The sequence below is a fragment of the Pseudomonas sp. AC169 genome (assembly GCF_979258515.1).
Genome location: NZ_OZ409866.1, coordinates 5,049,333 through 5,064,641 on the forward strand (window position 1 = coordinate 5,049,333; position 15,309 = coordinate 5,064,641).

Below are 15,309 nucleotides of genomic sequence, written 5' to 3' on the forward strand. Positions count from 1 at the left end.
TAGCGGTTGTCGCGTCATCTGAGGCTGCCAAGATAGCTGGCATGGATAGCCTCAACGATTTGAACACGGCGTCGGTGCTGCATTTCGGCCCTTACGCCTTCCACCTGCGCCAGCGGCTGATACTCGATGGAGATCGGCCGCTGCGCATGGGCGGTCGTGCGCTGGACATTCTGCAGGTGCTGGTCGAGCGTGCCGGTCGAGTGGTCAGGAAGGAACAGTTGATCGCTTTGGTGTGGCCGACGTCGGTGGTCGAGGAGATCAATCTGCGCGTGCACATCGCCGCGCTCAGGCGCGCCTTGGGTGACGGCGAAAACGGTCAGCGCTACATCGTTAACGTGCCGCAATGCGGTTACAGCTTTATTGCCCCGGTACGCTGCGACAGCGTCACGCAAGTGGTCTTCGAGGGTCTGCAAACGCCCCTGCATAATTTGCCTGCGCGACTGACCCCGGTTGCCGGACGCGATGCGCTGGTCGGCGGGCTGGTGCGGAAAATGCCACTGTGTCGACTGATGACCGTCACGGGCGCTGCCGGGGTAGGTAAATCCACTGTCGCATTGCGGGTCGCAGAGCTGCTGTTGCAGTACTACCGAGACGGCGTGTGGCAGGTCGATCTGAGCTTGATCGACGGCGACACGTCGCTCCTCGATCATGTGCTGCGCACCCTGGATTGCGATTTGACCGGGCTCTCGACTCGCCATGCCTTGCTGCTGCTGGATAACTGTGACCACCGCCGCGACGATTGCAGAGCTGCGATTGAAACGTTGCTCGAAGCCGCGCCTCGACTGTCGATTCTCGCCACCAGCCGTGAAGCCTTACACGTCAGTCTGGAAACGCATCAGTACGTGCCACCCCTGGCCATCCCGAAACGCTCGACGGCAGATTGCATCACTGAAGCCATGGGTCATTCTGCGGTGCAGTTGTTCGTCAGCCGCGCCCGGGCTCGACAGCATGATTTCCGCTTGCGCGAGCAGGATGTCAAAGCGGTCCTTGAAATCTGTCGCCAACTCGACGGTTTGCCCTTGGCGATCGAATTGGCGGCGGCGCAGATCGATGCGCTGGCGCTACTCGGCTTGCAGGCGCAAATAGCCAACGGTCTGCAAGTGCTCAGCCATGGCCGGCGCACCGCTGTGCCCCGCCACCAATCGATGCAGGCGGCCCTGCACTGGAGCTATCAGCGCTTGAGTGAGCAGGAGCAACGTGTGCTGCAACGTTTATCGGTGTTCAAAATGGCGTTTACGCTGGACGCTGCGCTAGCGGTGATCAGTTGCCCGCAACTGGCATCGCCGCGGCTTGCTGCGCTCATCGAAGGCCTGGTGCAAAAGTCATTGTTGACGGTAGAGCGGGGCGCCAGTGCCGGCCGCTACCGCATGCTCAATACCACCCGATGCTATGCCCGCGAGCAACTCGAACGCAGCGGTGAAGGGGTTGATCTTGAACGCCGGCACACGCGTTACATCAACCGGATTCGCCAAGCCTCAGGCGTGCACGTGCTCGTGTAGTTCGTTGATCAACAAGCGCACCTTGCGCAAGTCCGGGGTCGCGTAGCCCTCGGTGAAACGTTGGTAGACCGGACAGAGCAAGTCCAGCGCCTCGCGACAGCGTGACTGGCGCTGCCAGAGTTGCGCGAGTGACGTGGCACTGCGCAGTTCCCAGGCGAGCGCGCCTTGGGTGCGGGCGATGGTCAGGGATTGTTGCAGGAGTGCTTCGGCTTCCTTGAGGGCCTCTTCGCGAGCAGGCTCGCTCCCACAAGGATTCATCCTGTACTCAGAACCCATGTGGGAGCGAGCTTGCTCGCGAAGAGGCCCGCCCAGACAACCCGGATCTTCACTCAATAACGCATCCGCCCGAGCCCGCAAAATCTCCGCCGTGCTCCACCCCGCATCACCACTCAGCGCTCGCTCAAACAGGGCGTCATCCACAAAGCGGTCATCCAGCGTCACCATGATTTCCCGAATCAACCCGCTGCTGTCCTTCGGCACTGACGCCTCGGCTTGTGCGTCGATCACCTGCGCGTAGTGCCGCGCCCACGTGTTGAACAGCAACACCGAATGCTTCTGCGATTGCTCCAGCAACTGCTGCAACAGTGCCCGGGCGTTCTGCTGATCGCCGTTGTAATGCGCGATCAGGCAGCTGGCCAATGCCAGGGTGTAGCAAATCGAAGTGCCGTGGTCGATCTGCACGGCAATATCCAGAGCCAGCCGCGCTGTATGCCACGCTTGCTCCGGCAATCCCTGCAGCCATAGCACCCGCGCCAGCACCGTCAGCGAAGCGACACTCTGGTCGTACTGCACGCCAAAACCGTGAGTGAAGCGGTTGACGTGACCGCTGTGCGCCATACGCTGCAGCACCTGTTCGGCATGAATGCGCGCCTGCGGCTGGTCGCCGGCATAGTGCAGGGCCAGCACTCGCAGACGGTGGGTGCTCAGTGACAACAACGGGTCACCGTGCAGGCCGAGGCGGTCGAACTGTTCGCTCTGGGCCAGCGCCATGCGGTAGTGCCCGCAACTGAGGTTGACCGCCATGTGCCCGGACACCGCACGCAATTGCCCGGCGACGTCATCGTGCTCGTGGGCCAACTGGCGCGCATCGGCAAACGCCTGGATGGTTTCCGGAGTGCCGCCCCAGGTGTGATAGCAGGCACTGCCCAGAGCCAGCTTCAGAGCGATTTTCAGACGCGGGCAGGGTTCGCCGAGTTCGTCGAACAGCCTCAGCGCCCGGCGCACATAGCCACCGTACTCCTTGAGTAGTGACAACTCTTGCCACAAGGGCGCCGACGCTGCTGTCAGGCGAATCCCCAAGCCGCCCGGGCCGACACCGTTAAGGCTCCAGTCCAGCGCCGCGCGCAAATCTTCCAGCCCTCGCGCATAGCGTTCGATCCACAACGCCGTCGGTGTATTTTCCCAATCGCTCTGCGCCTGCTGCATCAACGCCAGACAACGCTCGGCATGGCGCTCGCGGGTTTCTTCGCATTCGGCGGCGTGCTCGAGTTTTTCCAGTGCATAACGGCGGGTCGTGTCGAGCAGGCGATAAAACACCTCTTCATCACCGACCTCGACGCTGAGCAGGGATTTGGCCACCAGTTGGGTGATCGAAACAAACACCACTCCGGGGTCGATCTGTTGGCCGACGATCACCGCCGCCGCTGACTCTAAAGTAAAACCACCGCAAAACACGCCCAAACGGCGCAGGCAGGTTTGCTCGCAACGGTCGAGCAGATTGAAGCTCCAATCCAGTGTGGCGCGCAGGGTGAGGTGGCGCTCCAGACTGCTTTGATTGCCAGTCGCCAGTGGCGGCAAGCGGCCTTGCAATTGACTCAGCAGGCCATCCAGGCCCAGTTCTGCGACCTGCGCTGCCGCCAGCTCCAACGCCAGTGGAATGCCGTCGAGTCGGTGGCAGATCTCGATCGCTTGCGGCAACTGCGCGTCGCTCAGCTCGAAACTTTCCTGCGCGGCAGTGGCCCGTTCGATGAACAGTTGCAGCGCCGAATAATCCAGCGCCTGCTGACGATTCAATATTGCGGGCATCGACGGGTATTCGAGGGAATCCAGACGCTGCACGAATTCGCCTTCGGCGCGCAGGCTCTCGCGACTGGTGGCGAGGATATGCACCTTCGGCGCTCCACGCAGAATGCTCTCGCTGAGCGCCGCGACGGCATCGATCAGGTGTTCGCAGTTGTCGAGCAGCAACAGCATTTGTCGTTGTTGCAGACCATTGACCAGCGCCGCCAGTGGATCACCCTCGAGCAACGCCAGATCGAGCAGGGCGGCCAGGTGCGAGTAAATCAACCGCGGATCGTTGAGCGGTGCCAGGTCCACCAGTCGAATGCCGTCGCGGTACTGTCCGATCAACTGCTCGGCCACGCGCAAGGCCACCGTGGTTTTGCCGATCCCGCCGGGGCCGACCAGGGTGATGCAGCGTCGGCGCGGCAACTGCGTCATCAAGCTATCGACGAGCGGCTGGCGGCCGATCATACGCGTGCGCCGCAAGGGCAAATTGTGCCGACCGCCAGCATCGCCCACAGGTCGCTCCTCCATGGATTCCATTAATACCGGGGCGACGAAACTGTAACCCCGTTGCGCCACGGTGATGATGTAACGCTGGCCGGCCTGACCGTCACCGAGTGCCTTGCGCAATGCCGCCATGTGCACCCGCAAGTTGATGTCTTCGACCACGCTGTCCGGCCAGACCCCGGCCATCAATTGTTGCTTGCTCACCACTTCGCCGGCATGGGCAAGCAAAATCAGGAGGATGTCCATCGCCCGTCGACCGAGACGCAACGGCTGCTCGCCTTCGAGCACCCGCCGTTGTCCGGGATGAATCCGATAGGGGCCAAAGCCGAGGGCCTGATTCGGGGAAAGACTCAACAGCTCACTCCTGCGGTGCGGCAACGGACAGAGCGGAGTAGCGCCGAGCGCGCGCGCAGGCCTTCTATTCCGGGGTGTCCCGGCATAATCCTCAGGTTTGAGCGTCAGTGCAACGGGGGCCGCAATCAAAACACGGCGGGCTGTGCACGGTGAGCTTTGGGTTCACGCATGATCTGGCAGCGCCAGGCAAACGGATTGATGCCTTCGCTGCGGGTGAACATATGACAGAAATGCGCCTGATCGCAGAACCCGCATTCCAGGCTGATTTGCGTCAGGCTCAGGTCGGTGTGCTGGATCAACAGCTTGGCCCGCGCAATACGCTGGGTGCGAATCCAGTCCTGCGGCGACACCCCGGTGCTGCATTTGAAGGCGCGGGAAAAATGGCTGCGTGACAGTGAACAGGCGCGGGCCAGTTCGGTGACCTCAAGGCTTTCGCCGAGGCGTTCGAGGATCAGCTGTTTGACCTGTCGTTCACGTTGCGGACTGAGCCCGCCGATCCCGGTCTTGCGTGGTTGATTGGCAGGGGCGAGGGCGACGCTGTGCTGTAAGTGAGCCATGGCCAAAGTCCGTGTCGATGGGGAATGCACGGTCGGCGCATCCCCTCAGGTCAAAAAAACAACGCTGCGCAGAGGGTTTCATTGTTGGCCGAGGGCGGGAGGCTGACGAGTTAATCGTTGTTAATTCCAGCGCATTGACCTGAACTCAGCACATCCCTGCAAGTCTGCGCCCCGCGGTTTGCGGCACGATGACTGCAAGCGTGGCGAACCGATGGGGCGCCGCAATCGGCAGGTCCAGGGGGAATCAAATGAAAGGCATCTTTAAAGTAGCGACGGCACTGACGTGCGCGCTGGTGATTTCCGGTGCCATGGCGCAGGCACCACAGCAGGGCACTCAGGCGCCAGGCTATTTCCGCCTGGCCGTGGGAGATTACGAGGTCACCGCGTTGTTCGATGGGTACAACGACCTGTCGCCGAAGCTGTTGCAGGGCATGAGTCAGGCCCAGATTCGTGCGCTGCTGGCACGTCGTTCGATTGAAACCCCGGGTGTCCAGACGGCATTCAATGCGTTTCTGGTCAATACCGGCAAGCAACTGATTCTGGTCGACAGCGGCGCCGGGCAATGCATTGGCGCCACCGCCGGGCAGCTCCTGGCGAATATGCAGGCGGCCGGCTACCAGCCAGAGCAGGTCGATACGATCTTGCTGACGCACCTGCACCTTGATCATGTCTGTGGTCTGGTCGATGCACAGAAACAAGCGTTGTTCACGAATGCCACGGTGTACGCCGCCAAGGCTGAAGCGGATTACTGGCTCGACCCGACCGCGCAGGCCAAGGCGCCGGCCGGCGCCAGAGAGTTTTTCAAGATCGCCCAGGACTCCACGGCGGCCTACGTCGCCGCCGGGCGCTTCAAGACGTTCGCCGCTGGCCAGTCGCCGTTGCCGGGATTAGTCGAAGCGACACTCGAAGCTGGCCATACGCCGGGCAGCACCACTTACCGTTTCACCTCGCAGAATCAGAGCATCGTCTTCATGGGCGATCTGGTGCATAACCTGGCTGTGCAGTTTGAGCATCCAGAAGTGTCCATCGGCTTTGATGTCAACAGTGCGCAAGCGATCAACGCGCGTCAGGCAGTCTTCAGTGCGGCGGTGGCCAGCAAGACGTGGGTGACGGCGGCGCACCTGCCGTTCCCAGGGATCGGTCACATCACCGCGCAGGGCAAACATTTTCAGTGGGTGCCCGTGGAATACGGTCCTTACAAGCGCGCGGCCAAGGTGCCGTTAATCGAGTAAAGTGCGCAGCGCCCACCCGCAAAAGCGGCCGACACCGAAAAGGAAAACACGCCCATGAACCGTAACGATCTGCGTCGCGTCGACATGAACCTGCTGGTGATTTTCGAAGCGCTGATGTTCGAAAAGAACCTGACCCGCGTCGCTGAAAAACTGTTCATGGGGCAACCAGCCGTCAGCGCAGCGCTGGGGCGGTTGCGCGATCTGTTCGACGATCCGCTACTGCTGCGCAACGGTCGCGGCATGGAGCCGACCGCGCGGGCGCTGGCGATTCTCAAGGAGCTGCAGCCGGCGATGGATGTGATTTCCGGTGCGGTCAGCCGGGCCAAGGAGTTCGAGCCGGCGAGCAGTTGCGATGTTTTCCGCATAGGCCTGTCGGACGACGCCGAATTCGGCCTGTTTCCGCCGTTGCTGCGTCAGCTTCAGCAAGAGGCGCCGGGGATTGTCGTGGTCGTGCGCCGCGCCAACTACCTGCTGATGCCGGCGCTGCTGGCCTCTGGGGAAATCTCCGTTGGCGTCAGTTACACCACTGAATTGCCGGCCAACGCCAAGCGCAAAAAACTGCGCGACATTCCCTGCAAAGTCCTGCGCGGCGACGACCGTCCGGGGCCGCTGACGCTGGATGAATACTGCGAGCGCCCGCATGCGATGGTGTCGTTCTCCGGCGACTTGAGCGGCAACATCGACATGGACCTGGCCAAGGTCGGACGCAGTCGCCGCGTCGTGTTGGGCGTGCCGCAATTCAGCGGTCTGCGCGCCTTGCTCGCCGGCACCGAGATGATCGCCACCGTGCCGGATTACGCCGCGTGTGCGCTGGTTGAGGGCTGTGCGTTGCGCGCCGAAGATCCCTCGTTTCCGATCGATGCGGCGCAATTGTCGATGGCCTGGAGCGGGGTGCATGACAACGACCCGGCGGAGAAATGGCTGCGTTCGCGGATCAGCCAGTTCATGGCGGCGCCGCTGGATATCCCGGCTAGCTGAATCCCTGCGCAAATCTCAAATACAGCACTGATCCCTGTGGGAGCGAGCTTGCTCGCGAAGGCGTTGTGTCATTCAACTCATTCTTCACTGACCCGACGCCTTCGCGAGCAGGCTCGATCCCACAGGGGGCTGCGGTGCTCCAAGAATTCTGGAATGCCGTAGAACTGAGCACATCTGTCCAATTTCCTCCCGACCATCATTGGCATGATTCCAGCCAATGACATTTCAAGGTTCGGGTCATGAATGCCTCAACAGATGAACAGACACGCGACATCGGTTTGCTGTTCCTGCGGGTCAGCGGCGGATTGTTCCTGCTGTGGGTCCACGGCTTGCCCAAGCTGCTTGACTTCACCGCGCAACTGCAACTGATCGAAGACCCGTTCCACCTCGGCGCCCACCTCACCTTGATCCTGGCGATCTTCGCCGAAGTCCTCTGTCCGTTACTGATCGTCGCCGGGTTACTGGCGCGATTGGCCTGCGTGCCTATTCTCTTTGTGCTGCTGGTGGCGTTGCTGGTCGTGCATCCGCAATGGAGTGTGGCCGAAGGGCAGTTCGGCTGGTTGCTGCTGATCCTGTTTACCACTGTGTTGATCGCCGGGCCGGGACGGCTGGCGATTTCTGTTCGTTTGCCCGGAGTGTTGCGTTATGCCTGAAGTCCTCAATCCACAGTCACCGGGGGCCGATGAGACGGTCACATTGATCATCAAGCACCGGGTCAAGGCCGGTTTCGAGTCGGCGTACGAAGCCTGGCTGCGCAATATCGTCCGCGTGGCGGGGCAGCGTGAAGGGCATCTGGGTGTGGACGTGGTGCGCGGCAAGCGCGGCCGTCTCGACTTCTACACCTGCGTGTTGCGCTTCAGCTCAACCGAAGCGATGCAAGGCTGGCTGGAGTCGCCGCAGCGCCGGGCGCTGGTCGACGAAGCCGCGCCGATGCTGGCTGATGGCGATCAGACCGAAGTCGCGCCAATCAATGAATTCTGGTTTACCCCACTGGCCGACGCCGCTTCGCCACCGCCGCGCTGGAAGCAAGCCGTGGTCACGCTGCTGGTGATTCTGCCGCACACCTTGCTGGTGCCGCTGATCTGGGGGCCGCTGCTGGCGTTGCATCCGCTCCTGTCCAATTACGTGGTCGCCACGTTCCTGATCACCCTGACCATCGTCCTGTCGGTGGTGTACGTGGTGATGCCGCCGGTCACCCGTTTGTTTACGCCGTGGCTCGAAGCCAGCCAGGCCCATGAACACCTCGACTCCCAAGAAACCTCGCCGCGTTGAGCGCGCGGGGTTCGCTTCTTTTCACTTTGCTTGAGGAACTGCGATGAGCGCCGATCTGATTTTATTCAATGGCCAGTTTCATACCGTAGACCGCACCAAACCGCTGGCCAGTGCCGTGGCCATCACCGACGGCCGCTTCGTCGTCGTCGGCAACGACAACCAGGCCATGGCCCTGCGCGGGCCGAACACGCAAGTGGTCGATATGCACGGCCGCTGCGTCATCCCTGGCCTCAACGACTCGCACTTGCACTTGATCCGTGGCGGTTTGAACTACAACCTCGAACTGCGCTGGGAAGGCGTGCCGTCGCTGGCCGACGCACTGCGTATGCTCAAGGATCAGGCCGACCGCACACCGACCCCGCAATGGGTGCGCGTGGTCGGTGGCTGGAACGAATTCCAGTTCGCCGAAAAACGCATGCCGACTCTGGAAGAAATCAACCAGGCCGCGCCGGACACCCCGGTGTTCATCCTGCACCTGTATGACCGCGCGCTGCTCAACCGCGCCGCGCTACGTGTGGCCGGTTACACCCGCGACACGCCGAACCCGCCGGGTGGCGAAATCGTCCGCGACAGCAACGGCAACCCGACCGGCATGCTGGTTGCGCGACCGAACGCGATGATCCTGTACTCGACGCTGGCCAAAGGGCCGAAGTTGCCGCTGGAATATCAGGTCAACTCGACCCGCCAGTTCATGCGTGAACTCAATCGCCTCGGCCTGACCAGCGCGATTGATGCCGGCGGCGGTTTCCAGAACTACCCGGACGATTATCAGGTGATCGAGCAACTGGCCAAAGATGACCAGTTGACCGTGCGCATCGCCTACAACCTGTTTACCCAGAAGCCCAAAGAAGAGCTGAGCGATTTCCAGAACTGGACTGGCAGCGTGAAATTGCATCAGGGCGACGACTTCCTGCGCCACAACGGCGCCGGGGAAATGCTGGTGTTCTCGGCGGCGGACTTCGAAGACTTCCTCGAACCGCGCCCTGACTTGCCGCAGACAATGGAGGAAGAGCTGGAGCCGGTGGTGCGCCACTTGGTTGAACAGCGCTGGCCGTTCCGTTTGCACGCGACGTACAACGAATCGATCAGCCGCATGCTCGACGTGTTCGAGAAGGTCAATCGCGACATTCCGTTCAACGGTCTGCCGTGGTTCTTCGACCACGCCGAAACCATCACCCCGCAGAACATCGAGCGGGTGAAGGCATTGGGCGGCGGCATTGCGATTCAGGATCGCATGGCGTTCCAGGGCGAATACTTTGTTGACCGCTACGGCAAGCAAGCCGCCGAAGCCACGCCGCCGATCAAACGCATGCTCGCCGAAGGCGTACCGGTCGGCGCCGGCACCGATGCGACGCGCGTGTCCAGTTACAACCCGTGGACTTCGCTGTACTGGATGGTCAGCGGTCGCACCGTCGGCGGTCTGGCCTTGTACGAAGAAGGTCTGCCGCGCACCACCGCACTGGAACTGTTCACCCACGGCAGCGCCTGGTTCTCCTCGGAGCAGGGCAAGAAGGGCCAGATCAAGGTCGGCCAATTGGCGGATCTGGCGGCGCTGAGCGCGGACTTCTTCCATGTCGAAGAAGAAGCGATCAAGTGGATCGAATCGGTCATGACCGTGGTTGGCGGCAAGATCGTTTACGCCGCTGGCGACTTCGAAGACCTCGGCCCGCGCTCGATTCCGGTGCTACCGGACTGGTCACCGGTGGTGAAAGTCCCGGGCCACTGGCGGCCGAATTCGCCGTTGCAGGCGCAGGTTCACCAATGCAGCGGCCCATGCGCGGTGCACACCCACAGCCATGAAAAGGCACGGATGTCGAACGCACCGGTCAGCGACTTCGCCGGTTTCTGGGGCGCTTTCGGTTGCTCCTGCTTCGCCTTCTGATTTCCCCTGAAGCGCCGGCCATCCGGTCGGCGCTTATCGCTTCATCCATCCGTCCATCAGGAGTTTTCCCATGAGCGTTCCTTACACACGTCTGAACAAAGATGACGCAGTTGTACTGCTGGTCGATCACCAGACCGGCCTGATCTCGCTGGTCCAGGATTTCACCCCGAACGAGTTCAAGAACAACGTGCTGGCGCTGGGTGACATCGCCAAGTTCTTCAAACTGCCGACCATCCTCACCACCAGTTTCGACGCAGGTCCCAACGGCCCGATCGTGCCTGAGCTGCGCGAGCAGTTTCCGGATGCGCCGTTCATTCAGCGCCCGGGCCAGATCAATGCCTGGGACAACGAAGATTTCGTTAAAGCGATCAAAGCTACCGGTCGCAAGCAACTGATCATCGCTGGTGTGGTGACGGATGTTTGCGTGGCATTCCCGACCCTGTCGGCTATCGCTGAAGGTTACGAAGTGTTTGTCGTGACTGACTCGTCGGGCACCTTCAACACTACCGTGCAGCAAGCGGCGTGGGCGCGGATGTCGGCGGCGGGTGCACACCTGCTGAACTGGTTCTCGGTGGCGTGCGAGCTGCAGGGTGACTGGCGCAACGACATGGAAGGTTTGGCGCATTTGCTGTCGGAGCGTCTGCCTAACTACCGCAACCTGATCAACAGCTATACCAAGTTCACTGCCAAGTAATCGGCTGATCCTGAAAAGCCCCTCACCCTAGCCCTCTCCCGGAGGGAGAGGGAACTGATCGAGGGGTTCTTTCGAGGTACGCCGACGTGCAATACCGAGCCGAACTTCAGTTTTGAACAGCTTGAAGATCGGCTCCCTTTTTCTCTGAGATCTTGGAAAGAGGGGACTGACCGAGGGGTTCTTTCGAGGTACGCCGACGTGCAATACCGAGCCGAACTTCAGTTTTGAACAGCTTGAAGATCGGCTTCCTTTTCCTCTGAGATCTTGGGAAGAGGGGACTGACCGAGGGGTTCTTTCCAGGTACGCCGACGTGCAATACCGAGCCGAACTTCAGTTTTGAACAGCTTGAAGATCGGCTCCCTTTTCCTCTGAGATTTTGGAAAGAGGGGACTGATCGAGGGGTTCTTTCGAGGTACGCCGACGTGCAATACCGAGCCGAACTTCAGTTTTGAACAGCTTGAAGATCGGCTCCCTTTTCCTCTGAGATCTTGGGGAGAGGGGACTGATTGAGGGGTTCTTTCGAGGTGCGCCGACCTGCAATACCGAGCCGAACTCCGGTCTTGAAGTACACGGGGATCGGCTCCCTTTCCCCCTCGCCCCCTTGGGGGAGAGGGTTGGGGTGAGGGGGTAAGCTCTTGATCTTGATCTTGATCTTGCCGCTTCAGCGCTTCTGCAACCAACCCAGAAACCCACCTTTCCTCACCGCCACCGGCTTGGCCATCAACGCGAGGCGACTGTTCTGCTGACGCACCGCCTGCAACTTATTCAACGCCCGACCCACCTCCGTGCGCTGCGCCATGCACTCGCGGGTCAGATTCTTGTCGAGCCGATAAATGATGCTCGACGTCATCGCCGTGAACGTCGCCTGCGACGGTGTATCCGCCAGAATGCTCTGTTCACCCATGACCTCACTCGGCCCCATGCGCCCGGCCTCGATTTTGCTGTCGCCGTCCGGCACGGTCGCGCTGACCACGCCCGTGGCGATCACAAACAGACTGTCCGGCACCTCATCCAGATCCAGCACCACTTGGCCTGCAGTGTATTGCTGCGCGACCATCGATTCGGCGAGGCGATCACGTTCTTCGCTGCTCAGCGAACGGAAGATTTTCACTTCATCGAGCAACGCACGGGCGCGGGTCGAGGGTTCGATCACACCGTCGGGATGCCGGGAAATGCCTGCGGCTTCAAGGTGCCGGTGGGCGAGGTCGAACAACTGATTACGCACCTCGCTTTTCTTGCCCAGTTCAGCGATGAAACCGCTGGCCACGTACTCCGACATGGTTTCACCGGCCTCTTTCAACACGGCTTTCGGCGCCGGACTCAACAACAGAGAACTGCTGCCCTGCAAGGTGCGATCAAGCGCATCCAGTACCCGACGCGGGCGAATGTGATTTGGCACCTGAATGCTGATCGACACGCCGTGCATGTTGTTCGGGCGGCTGAGGTTGACGATTTTTGCCTTGGCCGCCACCGAGTTCGGCACCACCGCCATGGTCCCGGCGCTGGTCAGCAGGTGCGTGGCGCGCCAGTCGATGTCGAAGACTTTGCCTTCGACGCCGTCGATCACCACGAAATCATCCACCTGATACGGCTTGGTGGTGTTGAGCACGATCCCGGAAAACACATCGGCCAAGGTACTTTGCAGGGCCAGACCGACAACGATGGCCACCACGCCCGAGGTTGCCAGCAAGCCTTTCACCGGCAACTCCAGCACGTAACCTGCCGCCGCGACCGTGGCGACCAGAAACACCAGTGCGCCGATCACGTCCTGCAGCAAACGACCGCTGTGGCCGATGCGACGCATCAACGCCAGGCCGATGACTTCGGTCAGCACGCGAGCGGCGTACAGCCACCAGAGAATGCCCAGTGCCGTCGCACCCAATTGCGCCACGCGATCATCGGCGAACTGTGGCGTCTGCAACGGACTGACGCCGGCGTTGATCACCAGCGCGGTAAAAGCCAGGAACAGCGCCAGGCGCACGCCAACCTTTGGTGCCCGATGCTTGTAGGGCGCGAAGTGCCAGAGCGCAGCGTCGAGCAGCAGCAGGGCGGCGCTCCAGGACAGCAAGTGGGTGTAGAAAAATGTCATGACCTTGGCTCCGTGGTGTCTGCAAGTGAAAAGATCGCAGCCTGCGGCAGCTCCTACAGAAAATTGCATTCCAAGGTAGGAGCTGCTGCAGGCTGCGATCTTTTGCTTTTAAGGGTTCAGATGGGTCTTCAACTCGGCCGCCGCTTGACGCACCGCCGCCTTCACCTCAGGAATCTGACTCAGCGGATTAAGCAGACCGAAGTCATGAATCATCCCGTTGTAACGCACCGAGGTCACTGCCACGCCGGCTGCATCAAGGTGCCGCGCATAACCTTCGCCTTCGTCGCGCAGCACGTCGAACTCGGCGGTCTGCACCAGTGCGGCAGGCAGGCCCTTGAGCTGTTCGGCGCTGGCGTTGAGCGGCGAGGCATGGATCTGTGCACGTTCGGCCGGGTTGGTGGTGTAGTTGTCCCAGAACCACTGCATCATGCCTTTGGTGAGGAAGTGACCTTCGGCGAATTGCTGGTAAGAACCGTCGTCGAATTGCGCGTTGGTCACCGGCCACATCAGCAGCTGGAAACGCAGCGCCGGGGCTTTCTGTTCCTTGGCCATCAGCGCCACAACTGCCGCCATGTTGCCGCCGACGCTGTTGCCGGCCACCGCCAGGCGCTTGCCGTCGACACCGATGTCTTTGCCGTGCTCGGCCACCCATTTGGTCGCGGCGTAGGCCTGGTTGATCGCGGTCGGGTACTGCGCTTCCGGCGACGGCGTGTAATCGACGTACACCGCGACGGCGCCGGAACCCACCACCAAGTCACGAATCAAGCGCTGGTGCGTCGGGTAATCACCGAGCACCCAGCCGCCACCGTGGAAGAACATGAACACCGGCAACTCGCCTCTGACCTTGGCCGGGCGCACCACTTTCAGGTTGATCGTCTGGCCATCGACCTTGATCGCCTTGTCGCTGACTTCAACACCGGAAAGGTCCACTTTCACCGAAGCTTGCGCGCCGGTCAGTACCGCACGAGCGTCTTTCGGGCTCAGTTGCTCAAGGGGTTTGCCACCGCCGGCGGCGAGGGCGTTGAGGAAGGCCTGGGTATTGTGTTCGACACCGGAGGTCTCGGCGGCGAAAGCGTTGCCGATGGACAGGGCGAGGAGGGAAGCGGTCAGGGTTTTCTTGACGATGTTCATGGTGGAAATCCTTTTGAATGTTTTTGATTTTTTATGCCTGGGTTGCGGGCTGCTGTGGCGCTGGGCTTCAGGCCTCAGCAACACCGTGAGCACAGATTAATGAGCTGCTCGAAAGTGAAAAAGCGGCTATAAAGCGTTTAACTGTCCACCAGAGAGTGACAATGAACCCGTTCGAAGACATGCGTATTTTTTGCCAGGTCATGGACTCCGGCAGCTTCACCTCAGCGGCCGATCAATTGGGCCTGTCCAAGCAGTTCGTCAGCCGGCGCTTGATGCAACTGGAAGAGCGCCTCGGCGTGCGCTTGTTGAACCGCTCGACGCGGCGCCTTGATGTCACGCCGCTGGGGCAGAGTTATTACGAATCGGCATTGCGCCTGCTCGGTGAAGTCGAACAGGTGGAGCAGGGCATCGCTGGGCAAACCGCCGAGCCACGCGGGACGATTCGCCTGAGCGCGCCGCTGTCGTTTGCCGTGGCGCATCTGGGGTGTCTGCTGCCGATGTTTTTGCAGCGCTATCGGGAGGTCACGGTGGAAGTGGATCTGAGTGATCGGCCGGTGGATTTGCTCGGCGAGGGCTACGACTTGGCGTTGCGCATCGGCGTGCTGGAAGACTCGACGCTGATTGCCCGGCGCATCGCCTCCATCGAACGGGTGTACTGCGCCAGCCCGGCGTATCTGGCCGAGCGGGGTACTCCGCTCCGGCCGGAAGATCTGCACAGCCATGATTGTTTGCCTTATGGGCATGGGCGGTCAGTGCAGTGGCGGTTCAATGCGGGGCAGGGCAAGCCGCTGTTGGTGAATGTCACCGGGCGCATGCGGGTGAACAACGGCGAGTTGCTCAGGGATGCGGCGGTGCAGGGGATGGGGATTACCTATTTGCCGACGTTCATCGTTGGCGCGGCGTTGAAAGATGGCCGGTTGGTGCCGGTGCTGGATGATTTGCGTCCGGAGCCACTGACGCTTTCAGCCGTTTACCCGCAACATCGTCAGGCCTCCAGACCGGTGCAGGCGCTGGTCGAATTTTTGCGCGAGCGCCTGAACCAGAGCCACGTCGCCCTCTGAGCCTTACGCAGATCAAAACTGTAGGAGCGAGCTTGCTCGCGAAAGCGTC

At 61.2% G+C, this 15,309-nt stretch carries 12 protein-coding genes; 8 read left to right on the forward strand and 4 right to left on the reverse strand.

Annotation, left to right across the window (positions count from 1 at the left end):
* The first annotated feature begins 41 nt into the window (after window positions 1-41).
* On the forward strand, window positions 42-1,499 hold the full coding sequence (locus ACZZ0G_RS22580; protein WP_463557576.1) for an ATP-binding protein: 1,458 nt from the start codon (window positions 42-44) through the stop codon (window positions 1,497-1,499).
* Here ACZZ0G_RS22580 and ACZZ0G_RS22585 read toward each other — a convergent pair.
* Together ACZZ0G_RS22585 and ACZZ0G_RS22590 are read right to left on the reverse strand one after the other, a co-directional pair.
* Window positions 1,476-4,364, reverse strand: a complete 2,889-nt coding sequence (locus ACZZ0G_RS22585) for an ATP-binding protein (RefSeq protein WP_463557577.1) — start codon at window positions 4,362-4,364, stop codon at window positions 1,476-1,478. The two genes, ACZZ0G_RS22580 and ACZZ0G_RS22585, sit on opposite strands and share 24 nt — an antisense overlap.
* Before the next feature lie 125 nt (window positions 4,365-4,489).
* Window positions 4,490-4,921, reverse strand: a complete 432-nt coding sequence (locus ACZZ0G_RS22590; protein ID WP_463557578.1) for a helix-turn-helix domain-containing protein — start codon at window positions 4,919-4,921, stop codon at window positions 4,490-4,492.
* A 248-nt stretch (window positions 4,922-5,169) separates the two neighbouring features.
* On the opposite strand from ACZZ0G_RS22590, the gene ACZZ0G_RS22595 reads away from it, so the two are divergent.
* The 6 genes from ACZZ0G_RS22595 to ycaC all read left to right on the forward strand — a co-directional run bounded on the left by ACZZ0G_RS22595 (window position 5,170) and on the right by ycaC (window position 10,979).
* The gene (locus ACZZ0G_RS22595) at window positions 5,170-6,153 is read left to right on the forward strand and encodes an MBL fold metallo-hydrolase (RefSeq protein ID WP_463557579.1); all 984 of its coding nucleotides are present in this window, start codon (window positions 5,170-5,172) and stop codon (window positions 6,151-6,153) included.
* 54 nt (window positions 6,154-6,207) lie between these two features.
* On the forward strand, window positions 6,208-7,131 hold the full coding sequence (locus tag ACZZ0G_RS22600; protein WP_463557580.1) for a LysR substrate-binding domain-containing protein: 924 nt from the start codon (window positions 6,208-6,210) through the stop codon (window positions 7,129-7,131).
* Between the two features lie 239 nt (window positions 7,132-7,370).
* The gene (locus ACZZ0G_RS22605; protein WP_463557581.1) at window positions 7,371-7,784 is read left to right on the forward strand and encodes a DoxX family protein; all 414 of its coding nucleotides are present in this window, start codon (window positions 7,371-7,373) and stop codon (window positions 7,782-7,784) included.
* Window positions 7,777-8,403: an antibiotic biosynthesis monooxygenase gene (locus ACZZ0G_RS22610; RefSeq protein WP_463557582.1), complete on the forward strand. Its 627-nt coding sequence runs from the start codon at window positions 7,777-7,779 to the stop codon at window positions 8,401-8,403. Before ACZZ0G_RS22605 ends, ACZZ0G_RS22610 begins: the two co-directional genes overlap by 8 nt.
* A 43-nt stretch (window positions 8,404-8,446) precedes the next feature.
* Entirely contained in the window at window positions 8,447-10,285 is a 1,839-nt protein-coding gene (locus ACZZ0G_RS22615; protein WP_016987824.1) for an amidohydrolase, read from the forward strand.
* 70 nt (window positions 10,286-10,355) lie between these two features.
* Window positions 10,356-10,979: an isochorismate family cysteine hydrolase YcaC gene (gene ycaC / locus ACZZ0G_RS22620; protein ID WP_007913541.1), complete on the forward strand. Its 624-nt coding sequence runs from the start codon at window positions 10,356-10,358 to the stop codon at window positions 10,977-10,979.
* Window positions 10,980-11,640: 661 nt separating this feature from the next.
* Here ycaC and ACZZ0G_RS22625 read toward each other — a convergent pair.
* Together ACZZ0G_RS22625 and ACZZ0G_RS22630 are read right to left on the reverse strand one after the other, a co-directional pair.
* Window positions 11,641-13,068, reverse strand: a complete 1,428-nt coding sequence (locus tag ACZZ0G_RS22625; RefSeq protein ID WP_463557583.1) for a mechanosensitive ion channel domain-containing protein — start codon at window positions 13,066-13,068, stop codon at window positions 11,641-11,643.
* 108 nt (window positions 13,069-13,176) lie between these two features.
* The gene (locus ACZZ0G_RS22630) at window positions 13,177-14,199 is read right to left on the reverse strand and encodes an alpha/beta hydrolase (RefSeq protein ID WP_463557584.1); all 1,023 of its coding nucleotides are present in this window, start codon (window positions 14,197-14,199) and stop codon (window positions 13,177-13,179) included.
* A gap of 161 nt (window positions 14,200-14,360) precedes the next feature.
* On the opposite strand from ACZZ0G_RS22630, the gene ACZZ0G_RS22635 reads away from it, so the two are divergent.
* Complete coding sequence (locus ACZZ0G_RS22635) at window positions 14,361-15,260, forward strand: LysR family transcriptional regulator (RefSeq protein WP_463557585.1); 900 nt, start codon at window positions 14,361-14,363, stop codon at window positions 15,258-15,260.
* Window positions 15,261-15,309: the final 49 nt, after the last annotated feature.